We start from the raw sequence: 24797 nt of genomic DNA on the forward strand, positions 1-24797 counted from the left end.
CTAGATGGTCCGTTCCGGGAATTTCAGCGTCCCTCTCACATGCATTATCCATCAGCCTCACCACAGCCATGCCGACCCGTCAGGATCGCCAGAATGAAGGTGCCCGTCAGTTTCGTCACGTCGAAGAACGCGTCGCATATCTCGAAATAGTCGCTCTCATCAGTGGTCTGATCCTCGCCATTTATGGCGAAGGAAATCGTCCGCGTATCATCATCCAGATGATAGATGCTCGAGAACAGGGGGCGGAACGACAGATGCACGAAATCTGAGGTCTTCTCATAGACCGGATCGATCCAGGGCGCCTCCTCGACAAGCTTGCCGCGCAGAAAGACGTCCTGCATCTTCTTCGGCCGCTCCTTGTCGGTTTCTTCCCATGAATCGAGCTGACGGAAGGTCTTCTCCCCCTGAAAGACCTCGCTCAGCTGCTCCTCCGGCCGATCAAGATAGCGGAGACCGTTGATCCGCATGGCCGTGTCGATCTGGGTCCGGAGCAGGATCGCCGCCCCGGGGAAATTGCGGGTCTCGATCATCGCCCGAAATCCGCGCGACTGCGCCATGGTGCGTTGCGCGGCCCCCATGACATACCAGTCCACGAAGAACATCCCGGTCCCAGGCTGAATGATCGGGGCGGCCTTTCGCGGCAGATCTGCCTCGAGCGCCTCGATTTTGGTGAGCCGGTCAGCTAAGGACGCCATGCGCAACCTTTGAAACGAGATGCCCAAAAATTCATCAGGGATACCCTACCGCCGCAAAGATGCGGGACTCCCCAGTTTTGGACCCGGGACCCCAAACGGAAACGCTGATCCGGGCCCGCTGATCAGTAGTCAGGTGAGCCGGATGCAGCTCGACGATCCGAACCCGCAGGGTGATGCCCGCCTCTAGGACCGGACTCAGAAGCATCGACACCTCCTCGTTCAGAACCCCGATCCGAACCGGGCGCGCCTCTCCCCAAAAGGGGAACCAACGCGACGGGCGTCGCGCAAAAGCCACAACTGTCCCATCAGCTTGGGGGTACAATTCGACCGGGCTGTTGGGCGCAAGCCAAGGGGGTGCGCGCTCAACAAAAAGCTCCGTTTTATAGATCAGCGTCTGCATTCCAGCCCTTTATTCACGAGAAGGTAAGCATGCCATACCTTCCGCCTGCACCGCGAAACGCAGAAAAAAGCATGTGTCATAAAGCGCCACCCCGCCCATTCCACGGCCTCATCAGCCGCTCCTCGATATCCCGCCGGGCCACCACCTTGGTCCAGACCTCCCAGCCCTTGTCCTCCCCGTCCACGCTGAGGAAATCCCCATAGCGCAGGCTGAACACGTCCGCCGGGCTCTCCGGCTTGGTGAAGCTTTTCAGCTCCGCCTCCACCTTTTCGATATCCTCGATCCAGTCGTCCTCGATCGTGTCCGGCAGGGAGCCCAGGATGTCGTACCGGTCCTGCATCCGCTCTGACAGGCGCTGGTAGACCCGCTCGTCGATGGTACCCGCATAGACCAGGTTCGCCATGTCCACCTCGCGGCGCTGCTGGCCGTACCGCTTGATCCGGCCGATCCGCTGCTCGAGCCGGGACGGGTTCCAGGGCAGGTCCACGTTGATCAGGGTGCCGAGGGTCTGGAGGTTCAAGCCCTCACAGGCCGCGTCCGTCGCGCAGACGACCCGGAGCTTGCGCTCCTTGACCCCCCGCTTGATGTCCTCCCGGTCGATCGACCGCCACTCCCCGTCCAGGAGGATCCCGGACTTGCCGACCCCGGCGTAAACGGCGACCGGCTCGGTCGGGTGCGTGGCGCTGATCAACTCACCGACCCAGCGGGCCGTGTCGTAATACTGGGAGAAGATGATGCAGCCGAGCTGGAGCCACCCCTCCTGATCAAGATAGTGGAGGACGGCCTTCCCCTTCGGATCCTCCTGCTTGGCGGAGGTGAGGATGTTGAGGACCCGTTCCAGATGGATCGCCTCCACGTCCACCGCGGCGGCATAGGCCTCCGCCCCCATCTCCTCGATCGCCTCGAGCAGGTCCGGGTCCTCCGCCTCCTCCAGGAGGAGCCCCTCGCGGCGACGCTCCAGCATCTTCGACGCGGTCGCCATCCCCGAGGCGACGGAGGAGCAGATCCGCTGCATCATCAGGTTCCCGAGGAACCCGGTCCCCGCCTGCCGCGCCTTCATCGCCCGGGTGAACAGGCGCACCTCCTCATAGGCCCGGTCGTAGAAGTGCGGGGTCCGGACCGCGCTGCGCTCGAACACCCCCGGGGCGGCCCCGGGGCGCGGGTGGATGTTCACCGCGATCCGGTCCATCAGCCCCGCATCCTCCAGCGTCTTGCGCCGGCGAAGGACCACGTGGCGCCCGAGCGGGTTGTGGTAACGCATGAACGGGAGCTTCCGGGCGATCTCCCCCCGCTCAAGCACCTCCTCCAGGTCGTCACGGGTGAACTCGTCCAGGTCCGCGACGCCGCGATCCGTGAAAAAGTCGTCCTCCGAGACTTTCAGATCCTCCCGGATCCCCCGGAACACGGCCGCCTCGCGCGCATGCGGCAGCGGGGACCGGAGCCAGGGCCAGGCCGCGTCCGGGTCCGGCAGGGTGGTCCGGCCCGCGATCAGGTCGAGCGCCTGCTCCGCGTCCCACCAGCGGGACGCGCTCGGCCGGCCGAGCACGTGGTCCTGCCCGTAGGCGAGCACCTTTATCAGGTCCCAGATCTCCTCCCGGTTCGTCTGGATCGGGGTCGCGGTCCCGATCACCAGGTGCCGGGTCCGGCCAGCGAGCCGTTCCATGGCCCGGTAGAGCTTGCCCGGCTCCGGCTCCTCCATCCCGATCCCGCGCTTGACCCGTGCCTTGTGCCCCTCATCGAGCGCGATCATCCCATAATTTCCGCGCATCAGCGCCTGCGCCTCCGGGCCGCCCCGGACCAGGAGCCCGGTCGACACGATCCCGATCTGGGACGGGCAGCGCAGCACGTCCTCCGGGTCCCGGGACCGGTAGACGTGGCCTTTATGATCCACCCAGCCCCGCTGCGGGGCCCGGGACCAGACGCAGGCGGGCAGCCCCAGCTTGTCCCAGAGCTCCATCTGCCACTGGAGGGTCAGGGTGGCCGGGCAGAGGATCAGGAAGGGGCCGTGCCCCATCAGGACGGTGAGCGCCCCGGTCGCCGCCATCGACAAGGTCTTCCCGACCCCCACCTCGTCCGCGAGCAGGAGCCGGGCCGCCCCGTATTTCTGGTCATGCTCAAAGAAGATCTTCACGAACGCCTTCTGCCAGGGGGCGAGCCCCTCCCCACGGCGGACGAGCGGGGACTCCACGGTGACGGATTTCGCGAGCCCGACCGGGTCCGCCCGCATCTCATCGATCTGGACCTCCACCTTCTCCGCGGTCCGGCCGATCTCGTCGATCACCGCCTGCGAGAGGGGAACCCCCTTCTTCCAGAGCCAGTCAAACTCGGAACGGACCCAAGCGGCCGCCTCCGGTGACGGGTCCTCCCAGATCATCTCATAGGACTGGGCCCAGCCGTTGGCAGTTTCGTTGATCGACCCGATGAAGCTGGAGGTGGTCCCGTCGGGGCGGGTGATCACCCCGGCCTTCCCGTGCAGGAACGGGGCGTTGTCCCGGGAGACCACCCGGATCTCCACGTTCCCGGAGGTCAGGAGCTGGTGCAGGCGCCGCCAGCGGGGCCGCTCGAGGAGCGCGTCGATCTCGTCGCCCTGCTCGTGCCATCGCTCCACCTGCGCCTGGTCCCGGGCCTTCTGACTGAGCGTCGCCGCGGTCAGGTCGCGCGGGTCCAGGTCCGCGTTGCAGACGATCCGGACCCGGCCGATTGTGCTGATCTCCTCATGGATCAGGTCGAAGATGGAGGAGCGGAAGTACCCCGCGATCCGGTCATAGGTCTCCGCCCCCTTCAGACGGTCCTTCAGGAACACGTGGGAGAGGCGCTGGTTGCGGGAGGAGAAGCGGGAGATCAGGTCCGGCACGACGCGGTCCCCCTCATCAGATCCGCTCCGTCTGGATCGCGGTTCCGAGGATCCGGGCAGCGCTGGCCTCGTCCGGGTCGGACCGGTTCCGCTTGGCGGCCACATAGGCCACGATGGCGCGCAGCGTGTCCCGCTTGCGCAGGTAGTCCGGGATGAACTCGCGCAGCTCCTCCAGGACCTCCTCCACCTCGTCCTCCTTGCCGACCCGCCAGATGGCGCGCAAGGCGAGCCGGACGATGCTACCCTTCCCGAACGGGATCCCCTCCGCCATGGAGGTCTTCCCGAGCTTGGTTGCGGTCTTCAGCTTGGCGTTATTGGGGGATTTTGACGCCATCATGTCGTCGTAGTCCCCCACCCTGAACGCCTTGGCGAAGTTCTGGAACTGGTCCAGCTTCGCCTCACCCACCTCCTCGATGTCCATCATCTTGAGGTAGAACCGCTCCGCCCCGTTCAGCTCGAGCCACAGCTCCCGCTCCAGCCCGTCCGGGACCAGGAACTCGTTGGCGGTCTGGACCGCGAACTCGGTCAGCTCGTCGACGAGGGTCTTCTCCCCCTTCTTCCGGGGGCGCAGCGCCTCCCGGGTCATGTCCTGACCGTCGATCTTGGTGTAGGCGGTCAGGACCCGCAGCGCGGCCGCGTAGCCGGCCATCTGGAGGTCAGCGTCGTTGAAGATGTTTTCGCCGCGCGCCGCGTCCATCTGGTCGTTCAGCCCGATCATGTCCCGGATCTGGCGCTCCACCTCGTCCCGGATCTCGTGGACGATCTCGTCCTGGTAGCCGGACTGCTCACCCCGGCGCTTCCGGAGGACGATCATGTGGGTGCCCTGGACGTATCCGCCTTTCCTAAGTTCCGAGGTGATCTCAGTGGATACATACCAGTCCTGCACGACCTGAAGGCCCGCGCCCCAGAAGATCTGGGCCATGTCGGACCAGGTCTTGGCGTCCTGGTGCGTGAACTGGACGATCTGGATACCGTTATCCGACATGTGCTCAGTCATGGCGCAGTAGGCTTCGATCATTGCTGCCTTGAATGACTGCCCATCGCCCTTGATGGCGAGGTTCCGGCGAGAGTCCCAGATCCACTCATCGAAGGGCGCAGGAGGGTTCTTGCGGAGCCAAGCTATAAAGTATTCAGTTATTTCATCGTAATTAACGGCGTCAGCATATGGAGGGTCAGTCAAGAAAATATCTGCAATACCACCGAACTCACTGGCCGACGCATTTCTCAAAACAATATTACCAGTAACTTTAGATACTCTTTTTACTTTTACAGCCCCACTGCTCAACAGATATTGATTACCCCTAACGCCATAGTTAAACAGTAAATTGAATGACTGATTCAGGAAAACGTGATCTATTTTGGGCTCTCTCCCCACATTCCCCCCCGTAGGATTATACAAGCAAAGTTTAGATGACAAATTAAGCGTCCTGCAAAAGAAGGGAAATAAATGTGAACTTTCTAAAGTCTCTCTTTTCAGCAGGCTTAGCATTAAGAGCTGTCTAGGACTAAAGAGATGATGCCAGTGCGTCCAGCCCCGCTCCCTCATCAGTCGTGTTGTCTCGTTCCCGTGTTCGATCTCCATGTCCGGAACGAGACCGGCCTCCTGCCAGGCGGAGAGGTTCTGTTCGACGATCTCCTCAACGAGATGCTCCCGATCGAAGTCCGCCTCGGTCGGTGCCGCAAACCAGGTCCGGGGGTTCGCCTTCCCTTTCTCCAGGTCCTTCGCGTCCATCCACTGGATCGCGTAGAGCCGCTCCTGCCAGATGTCATCCGGCCGCGGCTTGAAGTCAGACTTCTCCCAGAGCCGCAGGCGGTTCCGGTTCGCCCCGTTGTCATCCTTGTAGTCGCCTCGGATCTCCTTAATGGAAATACCAAGGCTATCCCCGAGGATTTCATGATACATTCTGCCATCTCGGATCGTCCCACGAGAAGCTTGCTTCATCATTTCATCAGAAACGCCACTCAAAATTTCTATTCTATATCGTTTATTTTCGAAATCAGGAAGTAAACTTGCTATCACGTTTCCTTTTTTTGATACAATCCAGCTTGTTGACAGGGGAACCAAGAAACCAGTATGGGGGCATTTCACCTCTACACAGTAAAGGAAGAATTTCGCTCTATTTCCATAGCTATCTAACTCTATGCCAATCTCCTGAATCTCCTTCTCAACGGACTCAATCGCCATGCGTTGATCACGCTCTAATATTAAATTGCTCTCCTTATCTGCTCCAACAATATTAAATGCGCCCCATGTTAGCAGACACGAAATCGGATTAAGATCGGATGCATATACATCACAACCCATGCGGGCTGCCTCAAATGGAATTTGACCAGATCCGGAAAAGGTATCGGCTATCTTCGGGCGCCTACCAAAGCGCATGACCCCGAGCTGCTCTACGAGGTCCGAGATCGAATATGCATCGGTTCCTAGATGCGCGTTCACCTCGTTCCAGACCCCGGCGAGCAGATCCTCCTCCGGGAGCTCCTCGGGGCGCTTCACCTTTTCAAGACGCTCCGCGTAAGGGAGGGTCACGAAGGCGCGGGTGATCCGGCGTTCGCGCTCCTGCTCGGTGATGTCGTCGCGCCAGGTCCAGCGACGATGCTTCTCCTCAATGAACGGCGACCAGTCCTCAGGCAGGGCGGCGACGAACTCTTTGGGATCGCCTTGGGGGTGTTCTCCGCGCGCGAGGCTCTCAATGTCTCGCCGAATCCAGTCCGGTACCTCGTCCCGCATACGCGAGAGGAGCTTCACCGCCTCCAGCGCCTGATCGTCCCCATCCCGAACGGATATCTTCCATTCGAGATCCTTCCCGGTCGCGACCGTCTCCGCATATTCGGGGAAGAGTTTGGCGAAGGCGGATGGCCCGCCGATGAAGCGACGTCCGAAAGTCTCATCCGCCATCCCCATGAGTTTCTCGAAGATCTCGACGTCCCGTTCCAGATCATCTGTCGCAGGCATAAGGGCGGCCAAGACGCAGGCTCGGTTCAACACAAGCATCTTCCGACCCTTCCAGTAGGAACCGAGGGGTGTCAGAGTCTGACCTGCGCCAGCGCTGCGCTCCTTCTGGGTCTCCGCCGAAATCTTCGCGGTCGGCCAAGCCTTCTCGATCAGGGACGGGGCGTCCCGCAGGCTGAACGGCACAACTGCGGTCTTCTCGGGGGCGGTCAGGGTCATCATCAATCCTTAAAGCTTGCTGAACAGGTCAGGGGTCTTCTCGCCGGCGGTTTTCGGGCGCGGGCGACGCGCCGCCGTGGGCGCCTCCTCTCCGTCCCGGATCAGGGCGTGCCGGATCGCGACCCGCCACCCGGTCTTGGGGCTGTCCCACTCCCCCCCGTCCTTGTCGATCTGCTGGAAGAGCCACCAGAGCTCCTCCGGCCGGTGCGAGGACCAGCGGGTGAAGGCGATCGCCGCCTCGTCCGGGGTCGCGTCCTCAATGGCCCAGGTGAGCACGCAGAGCTCGCGCCCGAGGATCCGTTCCACCCGGTTGTCCCCGGCGTTGAACCGGGACGCCTTGAGGTCCTTCTCCTTCAGGCGCCGGTTCAGGTGTGATTTCACCCCCTCGGCCACCTGACGCCAGGTGTCACGCGGCACCGCGGCCCGGCAGAGCCGTTGCGCGGCGGTCCCGACCCCGGCCGCGCCAAAATCCTCCCAGATCTCGACCGGGTCCGTGCGGCCGGCCGGGATTCGGACCAGGAACTGGTGCGGGAGGGGGTCGTTCGGGACCCCGAACCCGTGGGTGATCGGTTTGTCCGCCATCAGGCCTCCTGCTCCACGTCCTCGACCGGGATGTCTATCCCGACCTGGGTGGCGAAGTCCTTCATCGAGTACCCGTCCGGGAAGTCCGCCTCCCGGAACCGGAGCTGCACCTCCGCGTCCGGCTGGCCGAGCGCTGCGCGCAGCCCCTCGATCATGGTCTCAATGTCCGTGCCGGACAGGGTGACGTCCCCGCCGCTGCGGACCCGGAGGCTCCGCTCCCCCTCACCAACGGTGACGCTGACCCCGTGGAACCGAACGCTTTCTTTCCCCTTGGCCGCGCGCACGACCCGGAGCACCTCCCCTTTGGTGGCGAACTGGAAATCCCGTTTCGCCTTCGCGGGCAGATCATTGTTGATGGTCCGTTTCGCCCCCACGGCGTCGAAGGTGAAGGTCCGCTGCGCGGACACCCCCCCCTTGACCGCGTAGACGTAAAGGGTGGTCTTCTGGCCCCCGTCGATCTCGATCGGGTTCCCGTCATAGGCCTGACCGTCCTTGGGGTTGATGCCGGTGGTGTTCCAGCGCAGCTCCGCCTCCGGGCGCGCCGCGAGGGTCACCTGCCACATGCCGGCGTTATCGCGCCGCTCATGGGTGATGGTGATGGACCCGGACCACCGATAGGGGTCGCTGACCTCGCCGGTTTCCGGGTTGCGGGCCTGAAACCATAGCTCCACCTCGGTGGTCTTGTGGGTCCCGACCGTGATCACCTCTCCCGCGTCCAGGCCCTCCCGGGTCGGGGCGACCAGCACCTCCGGGGCGCGCCCGGCGTTCGAGACGGCGAGCTCCAGTTCGCTCTCCCCGGTCGCCTCGTCCCCGCCGATCCGGGTGACCCGGATCAGGGGCTGCGGCGGGGGCGGGCTCTTGTCGACGTAGCCGTTCTCCTCAACCCAGCGGCCGTCCGCCAGGGCGGACGCCTTGATCTCCTCCATCCCTTTCGGGGGGAGCCAGATCCAGCGCGCGTTGGACGCGGCCCGCTCCAGAACGTCCGACCAACGGGTCCGGGACTGGTTCTCCGGGAAGAGCTGGTCCTCGCAGCGCTGGATCAGCCCGTCCATCCGTTCCGGGTCCACCTCAACCAGCTTCTTCGCCCCGCCCCCGGAAAGGGCCGCCTCCACCGCCTTCTCCCCCTGGATCACCCCCTTCTCCTGGAAGTGGCCCAGGTCGATCCGGGCGCTCTTGAGCTCCTTGGTCTGCGGATACCAGACCGCGTTGAAGAGGCTCTTGACGGTGGAATTGAAACCGATCTCGGTGGTCTCCTGCTCAGTCTCGATCTCCCGCTGGTGCCGGGGGGTGTCCGCCACGACCGATTTCACGGCGGCGATCGCGAGGAGGCGCCGGACGCTGTCCTCCGCGCTGGCCATCTTGGACCCGTCCCCGGCGACCACACAGAACGCGTTCTTGTAGACCACGTCGTTGAAGAACCGGGCCGCCGCGGCGGGCGGGGACTTCGCATCCGGGGAGAGGACCAGGCAGGTCCGCTTCGACGGGGTCAGGTTCACGTCATCGACCCGCGGGAGCACGACCAGCTCGGAATAGGCGAGCTTGTTCACGGGCCGGAAGATGTCCGTCAGGCGGCGGCGCATCTCCTCGTCCACCCGGTCCTGCGGGATCTTCCCCACCTTGTCCTCGATCTGCTTACGGACGTTGGCGATGTCGGAGAAGTACCACCGGTCCCCGTCCCGGTTATGCAGGTACCAGCACCGGTCCCGGAGCTGATCAAACGCCTCAATGAACCGGGTCGGCTCCTGTCCCGGCGCGACCAGATATTCGACCAGGGTGTCCCGGGGCAGGCCCCGGATCCCGTCCGTGTTGTCCGACAGGGACGAGATGAACAGGAGGGTCGCCACCTGGGTCGCGGCCCGGTCGTTCCGATCCCCGTCGATCCCCTGCGCGTGTGCGGACCCGTCCGTGTCATAAACGTCGCTGGCCAGCGCGGATTCCAAGGACCGTTCGATCTCCTTGACCTGGTCCCGGGTCTCCTGGTCGGAGAAGTCCAGGAACTGGGCGCCGATCAGGAACACCTCCTCCCGGTCCTTCCGGCCCCAGACCCCGCGCATCAGGTTCGCGGTGAACTGGATCAGGCCCCGGGTCTGACGGAACTTCTCGTTCTCCTTGAAGAGAGAGAGTATGTCCTTGTAGCTCGGATGGAACGGGTAGGAGCCGACGATCTCGTCCGCCATCTGCTCGGCGGATTTCGCGAGCGCCCGGCCCCGGACCGCCTCCTGGTAGGTGGCGAGATAGGCCTGGGACACCCGATCCACCTCATCCCCATCCGGGTCCGGGAGCCGGGTGAAGAGGCGTTTGCGCAGGATGTCGTAGATCTCGCCCGTGTTCAGGTCGACCGGGGTGATGGATTTCGCGCCGCGGCTGGTCTCCTTCTGGAGGTCCGCGAGCTGGCCGCCCAGAATCCGGCGCGCCTCATCATAGGCGGCGTCCAGGGAGGCCACCACCACCACGCAGCGCTTGAGCTTCATTGCGGCGGAGAACAGGTTGGCGATCGAGTATTTCAACAGGTCCAGCAGGGTCCCCTGACCCACCGTCTGGGTGTGCGCGACCGCCAGATACGGGGGCAGCTCATCGAGCATGATCAGGGTGGGACGCTCCCCGATGAGGCGCATCCAGTCCCCTTCGCTCATCGCCTTGGGGCCGCTGACCCAGTGGTCCCGGAACTCCTCGGCGCGGCCGAGTTGTTCAGCGATGTCCCCCCAAATGAAATTGCGCACGTCCCGCCCGTTGACGGTGGCGATCACGGCCGGCTCCTCCACCATCCCGGCGGTGATGGCCTCAGGGAGTAGCTCGCGCAGTTCCGGGAACCGGGCCAGGAGCCCCAAGGCGATCATGTTGTGGGTCTTACCGCCCCCCATCGCCTGGCGTAGCTCAAACACGGCCTGCTGGCTCTGACCGGACAGGCGCTTGACGGCGCCGCGCAGGAACTCGGACATACCGGAGGTGACGTGGTTGCGGGCGTAGAACAGGCGCGCGGTTCCAATGTCGGCCTCCCGGATCGAGGAGAGGTGTTCCACCTGTTCGGACCGGCTCATGAAGAAGACGTCCGGGCTGATATCGCAGACGGAGGTGACCAGCGGTATGTTGTATCCTGAACTCATCAGCGCGCCTCGTCCTTTTCTTTCAATAACTTAAACCCTTGTTTGAAGGCCTGAACCTGTGTCAGTCCCTTCGATGCGCACCACATTTTGAACGCACGCCGTTCCCGTTCGGTGATTTTGAAGTTGAGGGCTACAAGCTCGTCGAGCTGGCTATCCTCATTTTGGTTGTTCTCAGCCATCTTCGGGTCTCCCCATGCGCCCCGCCGTCTTCTTAGGCGGATTTCTTTATTTCAAGATAACCTTGTTCAGGTGTCCTGTCATCTGCGGAGCATGAGTTTTCCACATTTCTCGTCGTTTTCCTCAGCTGGGGTACATGCTCTCTCAGTCCCTAGCGTGATTTTACCCACGCCCTTTCAAGCCCTTTAGGGCGTGGTTTTTACCTGTAGTAGGGCTCAGTCGTTCCTTGAGGGGGTGTTTATAGGGTGTTTCATAGGTGTTTAGAGACTCGAGGCCCGTCAAATTTCCTTTTAATACCAGTAGTTTATCCTATAAATCGTGAGTTTTGACGTGTGTGAATCCCGAAATATCGTGTGTGAATCCCGAAAGAGCGTGTGTAAAGTGCGCTCGCGGCCCCCACTTATCCACAGGCCAGCACGTCCTGTGTGTGAATCCCGAAATTTCACTTGATTAGGACGTTCAAATCGGGGACGGTGCCCTGAACGTGTGTGAATCCCGAAATCTTGCACACACTAAGGGGGACGTAGACTGATGAGCGACCAACTTAAGCCGGTGCGTCACCCTCAAGGGGACCTCTTCGTCTGCGACATCACCGATGTCATTCTTAAGGACGATTTGGCGTCTATGGAACATCCCTTCTATTCGCTTTCCAAAAAACCGGATCGTGAACCGAAGCGCTACGAATATAAGGGGAAATGGATTGAGTTTCGTCCGAGCTTCAAAGGGATGCCGACGATTTATGATAAGGATTTGATCATTTACGCGATAAGCCAGCTTATTGCTGGTATGCGGGATGGACGTCCCCTTTCGAAGCGCGTTCAGATCGACCCTTACGCCTTTCTGGTATTCACTCAACGTGGGGTCGGGGGCCGCGACTATGACGCCCTCGTCGATTCGCTTGATCGGATTGATGGGACACGTTTCCGGACCAACATTCTTTTTGAGGGCACCCGGACTGATAAGTGGATGGGGTTGATTGATGGCGCAACGATGCAAACGGATGCGCGCACAGATAAGATCAAGCTGCTCGAGCTAGATCTGTCGGATATGGTGATCTCGTCAGTCCAGGAGATGAAGGTTTTGACATTACACCGGGACTATTTCCGGTTATCGCGTCCGATTGAACGACGCGTTTATGAAATAGCCCGTAAGTCGGTGGGGCAGAATGAGAGCTGGATGTTCAAGATGAGCACCTTGCATCACAAATCCGGCTCCAAGGGTTCCATTCGGGAGTTCCGCAGACAGATAAAACCGATCGTCGAAGGGGACTATCTTCCAGACTATATGATTTCTTATGATGACGACGCAGATACGGTGACGTTCATAAACCGGAACACGATGCCGCGCGATACGGACGTTATTGAGCACGACGCCCAGTCTATCATCAATCGCGTATCACCTGATGCCCTCCACGAGGCCCGATCCATTGCCATAGGTTGGGACATCTATTTCGTGATTCAGCGGTTTGGAGTCTGGTGGGTGAATATAGGCAAACCGGTAACGCATAATCCAGACGCGTTATTCCTGAAATTCTGTCGAACCTGGCAGGAGAAGAAGGGGCGGCCATCCTGACGTCCGGTTGACTTATCCCCTGCCCTCTCGATCGTTTAAGAGGAGCTCCAAACCCTCCCAGAGGGTCAGGTCCCTCTCCCGACAGAAGGTGCGAAATGCGTCCGTTACGCGCTTCGGACCCGGGATCGACACCTTATCCTGAGCTTCGCGTTGTTTCGGACCCGGTTTGGTGCGCCGCGCGGGTTCCCGACTTACGAAACCCATCTCGTTCCCAGCCTGAACGGCTTGCGACAGACTTTCAGTATCGACTTTTCGGCGATCCGGGCGTTCCGGTGTCGTCTGCGGTAGGTCGATTCCGCCGCTGAACCCGTATTTGTTCATGTGACCTCCTTGACGAGGACCTGGATCACGGCCTGCGCGTAGTCCCGCGCGTTGTCGATCGCTCCGGTCACCTGCTGGAGGGCCTTCTCCGTGACGGAGGCGCTTTTTCCGACCAGATCCGCCTCAATCAGCTCCGGGAGCTCGGACAGCAGGACGCCGTCACGGAATATCCGGGTATAAGGCGCCCGTTTAGCGAGCCGCACCGGCAGGGTGGGGATGTTGTTCATCTCCATTTCGGCCCGCACATCTCGCTCATCGGACGACTGGAAGGCTGCGTTCGTCCGCGTGAAGAGCAGGCTGTACGCTATCGGTGCGCGGATCATGGCGCTGGTCGACTGGATGAGACGGACTGCGGCGGCCGCCTGCCGGGCCTCCATGGGTGAGCCATCAAGAGGGATCATGCACAGGTCGGTTCGGGATAGCGCGAAGGTGACTATCTGATCTTTTGACCCTTCGAGGTCCACAATCAGATAGTCGACAGAATCCGCTAATCTGTCGATGAGCTCGACGGTATCCTCAGCTTGTGGGCGTGCATGGACGACAAAAGGTACCCCCCTGCCCGCTTCGGCCCGGCCTCGCGACCAGGCTAGGATGTTCGCGTTCGGGTCGAGGTCTAGGATTGCCACGCGACCGCCGGAAACGGCGATCTGCTCAGCGAGCAGTATCGCGGCGGTGGTCTTACCCGAGCCGCCCTTGGGGTTTGCGAAGGTGATTACATACATGCTCAGAGGTTATCGGAAATAACTCTAGAGTCAATAACAGGATTGTAGTTAGAGATAACTCTAACTCTAACGTTAGATATAGCGTTAGAGTTAGAGTTATCTGACCGGTTCGTCACGGAGAATATTATCAGGCTTCCATTACCCGAGCCATCAGCGCCGCCCGGACCCTCTGAGCAAGCGGGTCGTGAAAAACCTCCAGCGGGCGCCCACCAGCTTCGTCTGTCACCCATCCGTCCCCCCACCGCCAGCCCCCGTAGAAGATCCAGTCCAGCAGTTGGTTCCGGACCATTGGCTCCTGGTGTTCGGCATAAATGGACTGAATCCGGTCCCGGATATCGTCCGGCATCTCGGTAATCGCCCGGTCCACCTGCGCCGCGAATTCCTCCTCACCAGGGGGCGGCACCTCATCCGGGGCCGTGCGCCACAGGACCCGCGTGGCCGCGTCCGTCCACACCCCACGGGAAGTGAGCCCTAGGAGGTTCAGAAGGACGGACGTTTCAGGGTCCGCCGAGCCGGGTCCGGTCTTCTCATCCGGCCCGGACCGCCGGTGCCTGAGCTGGATCCGGCACAGCTGTTCGGCGACGGATAGAATGACGCAGCAGGCGTCATCCCGCCGCGGCAGAACATTGGGAGGGACGGGGGAGGGGAGAAGCCGGGCCCCGCGCGGCGCTTCGGTTGCATAGCCGAGCGCGATCAGTACGTCGCACGCCATCTCCCAAGCGGTCTCACAACCATGGTCGAGATAACCGGATGAGGATACGGGCCCGTTCGTAACGAGATAGATGGCGACTGCGCTCGCCTGCGCAGGGGTCAGCATAGGTGCCCCCGGAGGGTGTCGTCGGGTTGAGTAAACTCAAGCCCATCGTAAACATCGCGCAACGGGACCGTGGCCCCGACCTCCGTGATATCCACGACCTGATCCAGCCCGATAGAAAGGTGGTCACACCACCCGGCATCGTCGCGCCGGTGCAGAATGGCGCGCGGCTCGTCAGGGTCGATCAGGAGGATGCAGGCGATGTCCGGGACTGCTCTGTATTCGAGCACCCGCAGGTGGGTGTCGAACTGATCGCGCGAGGACGACAGCACCTCGCACACGACGACCGGGGTGGTGGCGCACATCTCGTGATCATGCCTGTGCCCGCAATCGACGACCAAGTCCGGGTACCGGATCGTCCCGATCCCGGTCCGGACACTTGGCCCCGAGCAGGTCGGCCGATATCCTGTCCCGCGCAGCTGACCGTGCAGGGTGGCCAGAACGTTGGCGACAATGTTCGCATGTCGCTGGGTCGTGGGAGCCATCATCACCAGCTCGCCGTCGATCAACTCCCACCGCCCTTCGAGCCCTGCGACGAGCGCGAAGAAGTTGTGCTCGGTGAGGGAATTCCGGGTGATCTGGGACATTTCGGACCTCCATTCCCGTGCAAGGCCTTCCCAACCCGGGTCGTTGGATGAGCGGGACAGGCGGCCGCACGCGGGGAGGGGGTACATGTATCCCCGCTCATCGAGCAGGACGGCCACGGTACCGTCCCGCGCGCGGTCACGTCACTTACGCGTCTTCGAAATATCCGAGGACCGCAAATCCGAAGGCCCTTTTGTCGTACTCATCGATCAAGTCGGTATCACCCGTGTTGAAGTAGGACGCGAAAACATTCGCGCCGCCGTCCTCGTCCACGACCTCTTTGATCACGGCATTCACGCTATCGGCGCGGGCCTGCCGGCGTTCTCTCGCGTTCGGCCCCTCGTAGTATTCCTTGCGGAGAGAAAAGGAGCAGAACAGCAAGCTGACAAGCTTGCCCTCATACTCTTGGGCCTCAATTCTGTTCTGCTCCGCAGAACTGTAGGCGCCCCAAAAGAACCTCGAGAGCCTTGCTCTTGTTGCGGGATAGTCAGATTGTTCTGAAACATCCATCGAACCCTGCGGCTTCTTTGCCTCGACCCACAAGCCGGTCCCATCGGCATCGTAGAGAAAAAGATCTACCCGCCCGTTCGAGGATGGCGGACGCCCCCGTCCTCCATAGACACGTTTCGATGACTGTGTCTCGCACAAGGCAGGATATCCGCACTGCCAAGCCGCTACGGACAAAAGGGCGGTCGAGGTATTTTCGGTATACCAGTGCGCCGCGTCCTCGCACTTTTCCTCGTACTGCTCATTCAGAGAGGCGAATGTTTCAAGGATGTCGTGCATCGCCCCGGTGAACGTATTATTTCGTATATCATACGGCATGTTGTCCTCCTCTGTGTGTATCGGCAGCCCTCAGAAGAGCCGGTGATGCCCGTCCGTCTTCAATCAAACATGTTCCGGATAGTCGCCCGGTCAACACGGCAGCCACCTCGGCCGCCGAGGCGCCTATGCACAGGGCTTGAACGTCAACCGGATCAAGACCCGTCCCGTCCGAGAGCATCTCAACCAGAGCGGCGAGGTCATCACAGCCCGCGCAGGCGACAAGGAAGGCGAGAACCTCCTCTTCTACGGCGGTCAATTCAGTCACCCCCACAAGCGTTGTTTGTTCTCGAACGGTGAAACCCGATGATGGGGCTGATAGTGCGGCATGCCGGGCGATGACCTGGGAAAGGGCGCGCCAGATTGTGGGATCCACACCGGACCGGTCCCACGCCTGCGGGACGGCTTCGAAAAGATCGTCACGATCACAGATCCACAGGGCCACCGGTAGTGCGGCCGGGTGGTCATGCGGGACCGACGTGAGGATGCGGTTCAGGGCACGAACCAGCGCCGTAATACAGGATTGAGGCATGGCCCCCCTCATTGACTTTTCTGGTCTTGGCGTGCGTGCCAAACCGGCACGATCGCCTTCTCTTCACGGACCGCCGTATGGCGGCCGGCCGAAGCCTGAAACGGCTCAGCCCATTCTGATGAGCACGTCGTCAGGGGAGATGTCCTGGCTGGCGGCGAGAATTTTACGGGCCTCCGGAATCGTGAGACGGATGCTCAGTTCCTTGGCGGGAAGCCCGCTGAGCTGCGACAGGGCGTCCAGGAGGTCATCAAGCGACCAATCCCGCTTTCCCCTGAACGCGTTCAGCGTCAACGCCGTCGTGATGGGGGTGCCCGACAGGAGACGTTGCAGCTCGTCGGGGTTTCCCATCGCGGCCTCCGCAACGGCCCGGGGCGGGAACATCCAGGTGAGGCGGGTCTGCTTGGATTTCACGCCCTTGGTCATCGTGGCGAACCCAAGTTTGCGGAACTCCTTGAAGCAGGTGACCACGTCTCCTCGGGTCCAGGTTTCCTTCGTGTCGAGCTGCGCGAGCTCAGCGAGTACTTCCTCGACCGTCGTTTCGTGGTCGATCTCATGGCCGCGGATGACCTCGAGAATGTCGGCCCATACCGGGTCTTCCTTGTAGCTGCTCATGAGGGCCGCGATCGATCTGTGCATGGGATAATCCTCTTGAAACGGAGAATGTAGACTTGAAGTTATCTCAGAAAACTTCAAAGTAAAGGAGCGGTGGAGACTTTCGTCTCTGCGGATCGCCAGACGACGTTGAAAAGACCGTTGTGGCCTGCGCTTCCGTCAGCACGGGCGCTCCCAAGGTCCGTCGCGGGTGTGACCGGGCTCAAGTCCAGTACTGCCCTTGTCAGAGGCGGCGGGTCTGCCTGGACCTGCACGCATTACCGGGGTCCGGGCTGGTGGGCAGGTCTGGTTTAACACTATTACTAATAGTGTTAAACGCCCGACCCTCACCCTGCGGCCCGGACCGGCGGATCGGCAGGGCAGGGGGCCTGTTCGGGATTCCCTATTTAACAGTATTCGGGTACTCTGTTTACTATGTCCGAAATGCGCCTCCATGACCCCGCCGGAAATCGGCTTTATCTCAACGCCGAGGAGCGCGCCGCCTTCCTCGCGGCGACCCGGCGCCAGCCCGCCCGGGACCGGACCCTCTGCGAGGCTTTGCACTGGACTGGGTGCCGCCCGTCCGAGCTCCTGGAGATCACCCCAGCCCGGGTGGACCTCTCCGGCGGCACCATCGCGATCCGGTCCCTCAAGAAGCGCCGGGACACCTCCGGTCAGCAGAAGATCGTGTTCAGGTCCGTGCCCGTCCCTGCTGAATTCATCGATACTCTGACCACCGCCCACGGCATCCGGGAAGCCCAGAGATCCCGTCGGAAGTCGGCTACTCCGATCTGGGACCTGAGCCGGGTTCGGGTCTGGCAGATCGTGAAACGCGTGATGATTGAGGCCGGCATTCCGGATGCGCCGCACCGCTCCCCGAAAGGTCTCCGGCATGGGTTCGGCGTCCATGCGACTGTTCAGGGCGTGCCCCTGCACATGCTTCAGCGCTGGCTTGGCCATGCGCAGCTCAGCACCACCGCGATCTACGCCGATGCGGTCGGGAAGGAAGAACAGCATATCGCAGCCCGGATGTGGGGGTGACGATGGACCTGGCGCGGATCGACCCATCCGACAATGTCAACCGGTTCTACCGGATGGAGATTATGCCTGGTCTCTTCGGGGACTGGTCCCTGGTCCGGGAATGGGGCCGGATCGGCCAGCCCGGGCAGGTCCGGGTCGACTGGTACGACACCGAGGCCGCCGCGAAGGACGCCCGGTTCGACATCCTCATGAAGAAGGCGAAGCGGGGCTACGAGTAGCCGGGGCCGGGCCGGCTGTTCGGGACTGCGTTGACCTACGCTCTCCTGAATTTATCCTTCATTCATTCAGGAACGGGTATTTCGAGAAGTATGTTTGTATTACAGTGTCTTGAGAGATGTGATTGTTTCACGGACCTTGTATGGATGCCGGAACCGCGCTACATGAATAAATAATGAATATATGAGTTAGCCCCATGCATGCCATCCTCGAGATCCGAAATCTGACCCCGCAGGAACGCGCCGTCATGGACGCTCTGCTGCGCAGCCCGGACCCTGTCAGCCAGCGCGAGCTGATGTCCCGCATGCGCGACGCCCCCAGTCAGGCGACGATGTCCCGTGTGATGTCCGGGTTGATCAGCAGGGGCCTTCTCCTCAAGGAGGGAGAGACTCGGGGTGCCCGGTTCTCACTCACACAGGACGCGCGACGCGTGGCGACGGATCCCAGGCGGCGCACTCCGACCCCCTACGACCCCGGCCGGATCGGCGGCTATGTGCCGAACCAGACACGTTGGCTCCCTGAGGAGGCAGCCGCCCGGATGCGGGACGCCGTGGAACAGGCCGGGGGACAGCGACTTGATGCCTCCACATACAGCAGGGCGATCGCGGAGAGATTTCTGATCGACCTATCGTGGGCGTCCTCGAACCTGGAAGGGAACACCTATGATCATCTCTCGACGGAGATGCTGATCAAGTACGGCGAAAGCGCCTCCGGCCGGGACCGGTTGGAGACGGCGATGATCCTCAACCACAAGGCGGCCATCTCCCTGATGATGGAGGGGCTCGATGGTGCGTTCCCGGACACCGGGTCCGTTCAGCGCCGTCACGTCCTCATGATGCGGGATCTGCTGGACCCGGCCGACCTCGGCAGCGTCCGCAGGGGCGCGGTGCAGATCTCTGCGACCAGCTACCGCCCCTCCTCCGACTATGTTCTGCTCACAGCCGGTCTCAGCGACCTTCTGGCCAAGGCCGGTCAGGTGGAGGACCCGTTCGAGGCGTCGTTCCTCCTGCTCGCGGGCCTCTCCTACCTGCAAGCCTTCGGGGATGGGAACAAGCGAATGGGTCGGCTCCTCTCGAACGAGCCGCTGCTCCGGGCGGGTCTGCCCCCGCTCTCCTTCATCGGGATCGACAAGACCCCCTACATCCTCGGGCTGATCGAGTTCTATGAGGTCGGCTCGACCGGTCTTCTCGGGGAGGCGATCGCCGGGTCCTATGAGATGACGGCGCCGGACTACATCCAGGCGGTGACCATCCAGCGGGTTCCGCATGGGTTGGAGTTGCGTGAGCGGGGCCGTATCGCGGACGCTTTGGGGCGGCTGTTTCGCAACAGGACACCTGACGCGGGAATCGCGAATCTGGTCGATGAGGTTTTCGGAGACCTGAACGAGGCGGACCGGGGCAAGATGGCCGAGATCCTCTCCGAGACGGCGGATCGGGCCTCTCCCGCCTCCGCCTTCCTGTATGGGGTCACGGAGACGGACATTCAGGAGCGAAACGCTGCCAACCGAGGCGTGTGATTGGTGACGCCTGCGTGTCTGCAAACCTAACTGGTTTCGTCATGGGTTTCTGTCCCGGCCAACCTGTTGAAATCCGGGAGGGCAGGGCGGTCCCGTCAAAAACGACCGATTGTGGCGCTCCGTCCTGATCGCGCCTGCGCAGACGTCAGACGGTGCGTTAATCACTCAACCCGAGCTGGGCGTTGATCTTCTGCGCCGCTGGGGCCGCCGCGAACCACGGTGCAGCCTTCGAGACCCCATCCCGGATCTTCCCTGGCTGCCCCTCCAGATACCGGACCATCTCGGTGACCCGGTATAGCCCGCCAAGCGATGGCGGCGGCATCTCGCGCTTCTGGAGCGCCTGACGGCTCACCTGGAGCCGGGCCGCCACGTCCGCGAGGCTGACCAGGTCCGGACGGACCTCGCGCAGCGTGGCCCCCTCCGGAAGACCCTTCAGCGCCTGCCCTACCGCCTCGGCGATGACAGCCTCAGCATCAGAACCCTCCCGGATGAACCCGAGAGCGACGATTCCAGCGGCACCGGTCCCGACGACCGCATCGTCACACCCCGCCTCGAACAGGGCGTCCAGCATAGCGTCCTCGTCACGCTCCCCCGCCGGGAGGGCGATCATCAGGTCGAACTCGAATTCCTGAACGTCACTCATCCTTGTCATCCTTCATCACACAGCCCCGTGCCCGCCCAACAAGGCCTTGGGCGATCGCCCTCGGATTTCTTGGGGTGCTCCAGACCGACATCCGGCAGAAGGTCCCTGACCTACAGGCATCTCCCGCGTTTGCAGGGCACAGGGCATAACCCCAAGCGTGGGCGCTACGCCCTTTTGCCATCTCGACCGTCCATCCCATCTCCTCCAGCTCGACAAGAGCCTTTTCGATGTCTTTGTCCGGATGCCGTGATCGCCCCATAAACATGCTCCCTACCCGGCTGGTTGTCAATCGACAACCAAATTATCTTTTCTAACTGATCGGTCACGTAGCCGTAACGCGGATCGTAAGGAAATCACATCCAGATATGAAATAGGCCGGGGTTTCCTTTACGCTTGATGCGGATCAGGCGTTCGAGAACCCGCCCTCGAATCATGCGCGCATAATGCGCGGCGGCTCGGGATAGTCCTCTGGTGAGTCTAAGGCCGGCTCCGGAGCTCCAGATTTGCGAAAATCTTACGACTTTCGTTTTTCGCACCCCTCCACGACTGAGACCCTGACGGTACCGGACCGGGCGCGCACCCCGCGGGACTACGTCCTGATCAGATCGAAGTCCCCCTCGAACGCTAACGCTGCAAGCCTGTACGCGCAACTAAGACACAGTCGCCCTGCGATGCCCTGCCACCAGAAGCCCCGGTCTGACGGGTGCGAAAATCACGCCGCTTTCAATTCTCGCAAAAATCCGAGGTGCGAAAATATGAACCGCTCGGAATTTCATATTTAGTAAGGAAATCAATTACTTACAATGATACCCCTATTGACACGCCCGCCCGCCTTCGGTAAGCTGGACGTCAATCGGAACACCCACATTCCTGCTGGGTCCGCTCCGCCTATCAGTACAGAAATGTCGGCGTCCGCGCCGCAGGGCATGCGCCGTGCGTGGTGTCTTTGCGCCCACGGAGAAGACGACCTCATGGCCCTAATCGCCGTCCTAGCCGACCTACATTTTGACAGCTGGACCAGGTGGGCAGTGGACCCTCTGACGGCGCAGGGGCTGGACATCGTCATCCATAAGCGGCGGCCGGATCTGCTGGTGATCGCGGGAGACGTCGCCAATGATCCGGTTCGGAACTGGCCGGGGATCCTCTCACGCCTCGGGCGCCTCATCGCGCCAGAAAAGATCGTCATAGTCCCCGGCAATCACGATTACTACGGCTTTCGGCTGGATGGGGAGCATATCCTCCGCGAGATGTGCTCTTCGGCTGGTGTGCGTTTCGCTCAGAAGGAGGAGCTCCGGGTCGGTACCACCCGGGTCATTTGCTCCACTTTGTGGACCGATTTTGCCCTGAACGGCGATGTCCGGGTCGCGACCGAGGTGGCCGCCCGCGTAATGAATGACTATCGGCAGATCCGAACAGGGGCGGTAGCTGGCCTGCCCTTCGATCACCAGGGCACGCGCCCGATCACGCCACGAGACACGCTTGCGTTACATCTGGATCATCGGCGGTGGCTCGAAGCAGCTCTGCGCGAGCCTCATTTCGCTGGCCCCGAGGGTAAGACCATAGTCGTGACTCATCATGGGCCGAGCCGCTCAACCGCCGTCGGTGAGATTGACGACTTAACGCCTTCATTTCACTCGAATCTTCATGAACTGATCCTCCAAACGCAGCCCGATGCCTGGTTTTTCGGGCACTCGCACCGGCGATGTGGTGCGCAAGTAGGCCGGACTGTGATCCGAAACGTGTCCTTGGGATATCCAGAAGAGCTGGGGACCCATGCCCTGGAGCTCGGGCCGCTCATATTTTTTGAGACGGACTGAGTTGAGATGGAAACGAAACGCCCCCTCCGGTCCGACCTGCTCCAGCCCGTGCAGCTCCGCCTGGACGGCCTCTTTGAGCGTCTCCAGCATCTCGAGCGGATCCTGGCGGAAGTGCCGGATGGATTGTCTGAGCACGTACAACACCGCTTGGAGAGCGCCGCGCTATCCAGCGGCTTGAACGCCCTCCGCCGCAGCTACGAGGCCATCGTAACGGTGCTGTGTCTCGCACTGGACGGCAGTGTGCCGGACGCCGAGGAGAGCTGGTACGGTGACGCCCTAGACCAGCTATCCGGGTCCGGTTCGGGCCGGAGACCGGTCCTGCCGTCCGATCTAGCACACACACTGAGAGAAGTCGTAGCGGATCTGAACTTCGATCCGATCTTGGAACTGGACGAGACCCTCGCGGTTCAGCGCAGACGGCGGCAGGCCGCTATGCTTGCGGCGCCGCTGCTGGTCGGCGCTCTTACAGCGCTCGACTCCCGGCTCATCAACGGCACGCTCCGGATCGGCTGCGCACCCGATCCGGAATTCGTCGCGCAGCATCCAGGTCGTGTGGAGCGCGCCAAAGCTCAAGAACGAGCCCTCCATCACGTCCTAAGCTGTATCAAGGTTGCCTTCCGTGATCGGGGGCACACAGTCATTCCGTTCGGGTCTCTAATCGAGGGGCGGGTTCACGGTCGGTCGGATCTCGACCTGATCGTACCGGGGGATGTAACGCGCGAAGAGCAGGGCGAGCTCTGGAACATCGCGGAAGATGTCACGCGCGCGGAAGGCGTGGAGTTTGATCTGCACTTCCCGAACCTCTACCGCGACGAGTTTCTCGACCGAATTCAGGTGATCAAAGACGGTCGGATCGCTCCCCTCCGCGACCTCATCGCGGCCGCCACAGACCCGAAAACCCTCGAAGATTGAGAGATTAAGGATGGATTTTGATGATTTCCCCGACCCGTACCAGCCGCTGTGGGGCGAGCTCGAAGTCCTACGTGCGCTCTTTGATCCAGCGCACCCGGAACGTACCGTCGCGCAGTTCACAACCGTTTTCAGAAACTTGTACGAAGATGACCGGGCCGACCTGTACGCAAATGATCAGCCGGAGGTTCTGGCGGACCGGGTGCGCCACTTCTTGGACCGTGTGGGGAACCTGAGTTCCACGGCACCCTCGCAGGAAGAGCTGGACCGGGCACCAGTCCTACATGGCTGGTGCGCCGTCAGGCTGGGGAGTTCGCCCTTTATGTTAGGGCAGTGCACGGGCCATCCGCTGCTGAGGTGGGGCGCCCGAACGCGGACGTCTGTGCTTATCCGGATCGCCCCAGACCAGTCCTGGGCGCGCACTTGGAATCGGTATTACGCGCTCAGCGAGCATGCCCCGCAGATCTTATACAAAATGCAGGCCGACGGGGTGGTCTCGCCTGCGGTCGAGCTGATCCGACTGGACGGAGCCCCGTTACACTGATGCTATCGGAGGGAACGCATGACTGAGACGAAAACCGGCGTTCTCGCCGACATCGACCTCATCGTTTTTGACGCCTTCGGGACGCTGTTGGAAATCGGGTCCCGACGCCGGCCCGTCGCGCATCTCAGGCGGAGAATGAGCGCTGAGAAAGCAAGCCAGTATCGCCGCCTGGCGATGACGACTGAGCTGACGCTGGCAGAGCTTGACGCTGAAATTAACGGCGGGGCGACCATCGCTGATCTCTCACTAGCACAAGTCTTGATCGCGCATGAGGTCGCGTCGACGCGCCTGCGGCCTGGGATCCCAGAAATGCTGGCCGGCCTGAGACATCCATATGGTCTGTGCAGTAATCTTAGCACGGACTACGTACCGGCTGTATTCAGGTTCCCGGAAATCCGCCCTCTGTTCCGGATACTGTCGTGTCAGGTGGGCTATATGAAACCGCAGGCCGAGATATACAGGCTGGTGATCGAGGCCGCTGGCGTGCCCGCATCGCGCGTGCTGTTCGTAGGGGATACGCCGGCAGCTGACATCGATGGGCCGCGCTCAGCCGGGCTGCGCGCGATCCACATCGATCAGTTCATGGCCGCTCTCGCAAGCGGAAGAACGGGTCGTACCCGGAAGGACGATTTTAATGCGGCCTTCTGCGATGTCCGCGGCACGATTTCGCCAGACATGGACCTGGAAAGTTGAACAGCGGTGAATGGGTATCAGCTCAGCGTCCGAGCTACCCGTCCTGAGACACCCACGAAGACGGTTTTCGTGGTTCGACGATGAGGTCGGAAAGTGGATGGGGGTGCCGCGCATGCCATGCTGCCTGCGCCGAGAACGCCTCTGTGTTCTCTTCCAGCCAAGAGCGACGCGCGTCCGCATCTGGCGCAAGAGTCGCGCCGTCCTTCGTCTTGTCGACCATCTCGTCTCCTCTTCATCGACAGACCGGGGAACCGCGGGCAAGTCGACCGGTCCAATATGACTGAAGCCGATACCCCGGCCTCGGTCAACGGATCCGAGCCCCGACACGGCAGATCAGGGTGAGCGAGCCTAGTCGGCTGAAGCTTCCCTGACAGTCTGATTTGCGAAAAACACATCACTCTGGCGGCGACGCAAGGTAGCCCGCCCACGCCTCCATAAGAAGGGCGCGCTCTTCGAGGAGCTCTGATCTAGT

Annotated in this window: 22 protein-coding genes; 8 read left to right on the top strand and 14 right to left on the bottom strand. The window is 61.7% G+C overall.

The features are described from left to right. Positions 1-44 precede the first annotated feature (44 nt). The 6 genes from C5F46_RS13345 to C5F46_RS13375 all read right to left on the bottom strand — a co-directional run bounded on the left by C5F46_RS13345 (position 45) and on the right by C5F46_RS13375 (position 10989). Positions 45-722, bottom strand: coding sequence for a hypothetical protein (locus tag C5F46_RS13345; RefSeq protein ID WP_133618599.1), 678 nt, complete (start codon positions 720-722; stop codon positions 45-47). Positions 723-1171: 449 nt separating this feature from the next. After that, positions 1172-3949 carry a phospholipase D-like domain-containing anti-phage protein gene (locus C5F46_RS13355; protein ID WP_107325841.1) on the bottom strand — a complete coding sequence of 926 codons (2778 nt, stop codon included), beginning with the start codon at positions 3947-3949 and terminating at the stop codon, positions 1172-1174. Between the two features lie 16 nt (positions 3950-3965). Continuing rightward, positions 3966-7124, bottom strand: coding sequence for an anti-phage-associated DUF1156 domain-containing protein (locus C5F46_RS13360; protein ID WP_107325860.1), 3159 nt, complete (start codon positions 7122-7124; stop codon positions 3966-3968). A gap of 9 nt (positions 7125-7133) precedes the next feature. Beyond that, the gene (locus C5F46_RS13365; protein ID WP_107325842.1) at positions 7134-7706 is read right to left on the bottom strand and encodes an anti-phage-associated DUF3780 domain-containing protein; all 573 of its coding nucleotides are present in this window, start codon (positions 7704-7706) and stop codon (positions 7134-7136) included. Further along, on the bottom strand, positions 7706-10810 hold the full coding sequence (locus C5F46_RS13370) for an anti-phage-associated DUF499 domain-containing protein (RefSeq protein WP_107325843.1): 3105 nt from the start codon (positions 10808-10810) through the stop codon (positions 7706-7708). Before C5F46_RS13370 ends, C5F46_RS13365 begins: the two co-directional genes overlap by 1 nt. Further along, the gene (locus C5F46_RS13375; protein WP_107325844.1) at positions 10810-10989 is read right to left on the bottom strand and encodes a hypothetical protein; all 180 of its coding nucleotides are present in this window, start codon (positions 10987-10989) and stop codon (positions 10810-10812) included. The genes C5F46_RS13370 and C5F46_RS13375 overlap by 1 nt, the downstream gene beginning before the upstream one ends. Positions 10990-11518: 529 nt before the next feature. On the opposite strand from C5F46_RS13375, the gene C5F46_RS13380 reads away from it, so the two are divergent. Beyond that, positions 11519-12559 (top strand): replication initiator protein A, encoded by a 1041-nt coding sequence (locus C5F46_RS13380; RefSeq protein WP_107325845.1) that lies wholly within the window; start codon positions 11519-11521, stop codon positions 12557-12559. A gap of 317 nt (positions 12560-12876) precedes the next feature. Here the strand turns inward: C5F46_RS13380 and C5F46_RS13390 are convergent, their stop codons facing one another. The 6 genes from C5F46_RS13390 to C5F46_RS13410 form a co-directional block, all read right to left on the bottom strand. After that, positions 12877-13602 carry a ParA family protein gene (locus tag C5F46_RS13390; protein ID WP_107325847.1) on the bottom strand — a complete coding sequence of 242 codons (726 nt, stop codon included), beginning with the start codon at positions 13600-13602 and terminating at the stop codon, positions 12877-12879. 127 nt (positions 13603-13729) lie between these two features. Further along, positions 13730-14419 (bottom strand): hypothetical protein, encoded by a 690-nt coding sequence (locus C5F46_RS13395; RefSeq protein WP_107325848.1) that lies wholly within the window; start codon positions 14417-14419, stop codon positions 13730-13732. After that, entirely contained in the window at positions 14413-15003 is a 591-nt protein-coding gene (locus C5F46_RS13400; RefSeq protein WP_168796899.1) for a Uma2 family endonuclease, read from the bottom strand. Before C5F46_RS13400 ends, C5F46_RS13395 begins: the two co-directional genes overlap by 7 nt. A gap of 145 nt (positions 15004-15148) precedes the next feature. Further along, complete coding sequence (locus C5F46_RS13405) at positions 15149-15826, bottom strand: hypothetical protein (RefSeq protein WP_133618594.1); 678 nt, start codon at positions 15824-15826, stop codon at positions 15149-15151. Further along, positions 15816-16355 (bottom strand): hypothetical protein, encoded by a 540-nt coding sequence (locus C5F46_RS16470; RefSeq protein ID WP_133618592.1) that lies wholly within the window; start codon positions 16353-16355, stop codon positions 15816-15818. Before C5F46_RS16470 ends, C5F46_RS13405 begins: the two co-directional genes overlap by 11 nt. Positions 16356-16460: 105 nt before the next feature. Continuing rightward, the gene (locus C5F46_RS13410) at positions 16461-16991 is read right to left on the bottom strand and encodes a hypothetical protein (RefSeq protein WP_107325851.1); all 531 of its coding nucleotides are present in this window, start codon (positions 16989-16991) and stop codon (positions 16461-16463) included. Positions 16992-17381: 390 nt separating this feature from the next. On the opposite strand from C5F46_RS13410, the gene C5F46_RS13415 reads away from it, so the two are divergent. The 3 genes from C5F46_RS13415 (at position 17382) to C5F46_RS13425 (ending at position 19719) form a co-directional block, all read left to right on the top strand. Then, entirely contained in the window at positions 17382-17987 is a 606-nt protein-coding gene (locus tag C5F46_RS13415; RefSeq protein ID WP_107325852.1) for a tyrosine-type recombinase/integrase, read from the top strand. A 2-nt stretch (positions 17988-17989) separates the two neighbouring features. After that, entirely contained in the window at positions 17990-18205 is a 216-nt protein-coding gene (locus C5F46_RS13420; RefSeq protein WP_107325853.1) for a WGR domain-containing protein, read from the top strand. A gap of 245 nt (positions 18206-18450) precedes the next feature. Beyond that, the gene (locus C5F46_RS13425) at positions 18451-19719 is read left to right on the top strand and encodes a Fic family protein (RefSeq protein WP_168796898.1); all 1269 of its coding nucleotides are present in this window, start codon (positions 18451-18453) and stop codon (positions 19717-19719) included. Between the two features lie 157 nt (positions 19720-19876). Here C5F46_RS13425 and C5F46_RS13430 read toward each other — a convergent pair whose 3' ends face one another. Next, positions 19877-20362 (bottom strand): hypothetical protein, encoded by a 486-nt coding sequence (locus C5F46_RS13430; RefSeq protein WP_107325855.1) that lies wholly within the window; start codon positions 20360-20362, stop codon positions 19877-19879. Positions 20363-21333: 971 nt separating this feature from the next. Here C5F46_RS13430 and C5F46_RS13440 point away from each other — a divergent pair. Genes C5F46_RS13440 through C5F46_RS13455 form a run of 4 tightly spaced genes read left to right on the top strand, consistent with a single transcriptional unit; the run spans position 21334 to position 24325 of the window. After that, a complete protein-coding gene (locus tag C5F46_RS13440; RefSeq protein WP_168796897.1) occupies positions 21334-22179 on the top strand; it encodes a metallophosphoesterase in 846 nt (281 codons plus the stop codon). 6 nt (positions 22180-22185) lie between these two features. Next, the gene (locus tag C5F46_RS13445; protein ID WP_107325857.1) at positions 22186-23091 is read left to right on the top strand and encodes a nucleotidyltransferase domain-containing protein; all 906 of its coding nucleotides are present in this window, start codon (positions 22186-22188) and stop codon (positions 23089-23091) included. Positions 23092-23101: 10 nt separating this feature from the next. Continuing rightward, on the top strand, positions 23102-23632 hold the full coding sequence (locus tag C5F46_RS13450; RefSeq protein ID WP_107325858.1) for a DUF6634 family protein: 531 nt from the start codon (positions 23102-23104) through the stop codon (positions 23630-23632). A gap of 18 nt (positions 23633-23650) precedes the next feature. Continuing rightward, positions 23651-24325 (top strand): HAD family hydrolase, encoded by a 675-nt coding sequence (locus C5F46_RS13455; RefSeq protein ID WP_107325859.1) that lies wholly within the window; start codon positions 23651-23653, stop codon positions 24323-24325. Positions 24326-24359: 34 nt separating this feature from the next. On the opposite strand, the gene C5F46_RS16475 is transcribed toward C5F46_RS13455, so the two are convergent. Next, complete coding sequence (locus C5F46_RS16475; protein ID WP_133618588.1) at positions 24360-24545, bottom strand: hypothetical protein; 186 nt, start codon at positions 24543-24545, stop codon at positions 24360-24362. Between the last annotated feature and the right edge of the window lie 252 nt (positions 24546-24797).

The sequence above is a fragment of the Phaeovulum veldkampii DSM 11550 genome (assembly GCF_003034995.1).
GTDB classification, from domain to species: Bacteria; Pseudomonadota; Alphaproteobacteria; order Rhodobacterales; family Rhodobacteraceae; genus Phaeovulum; species Phaeovulum veldkampii.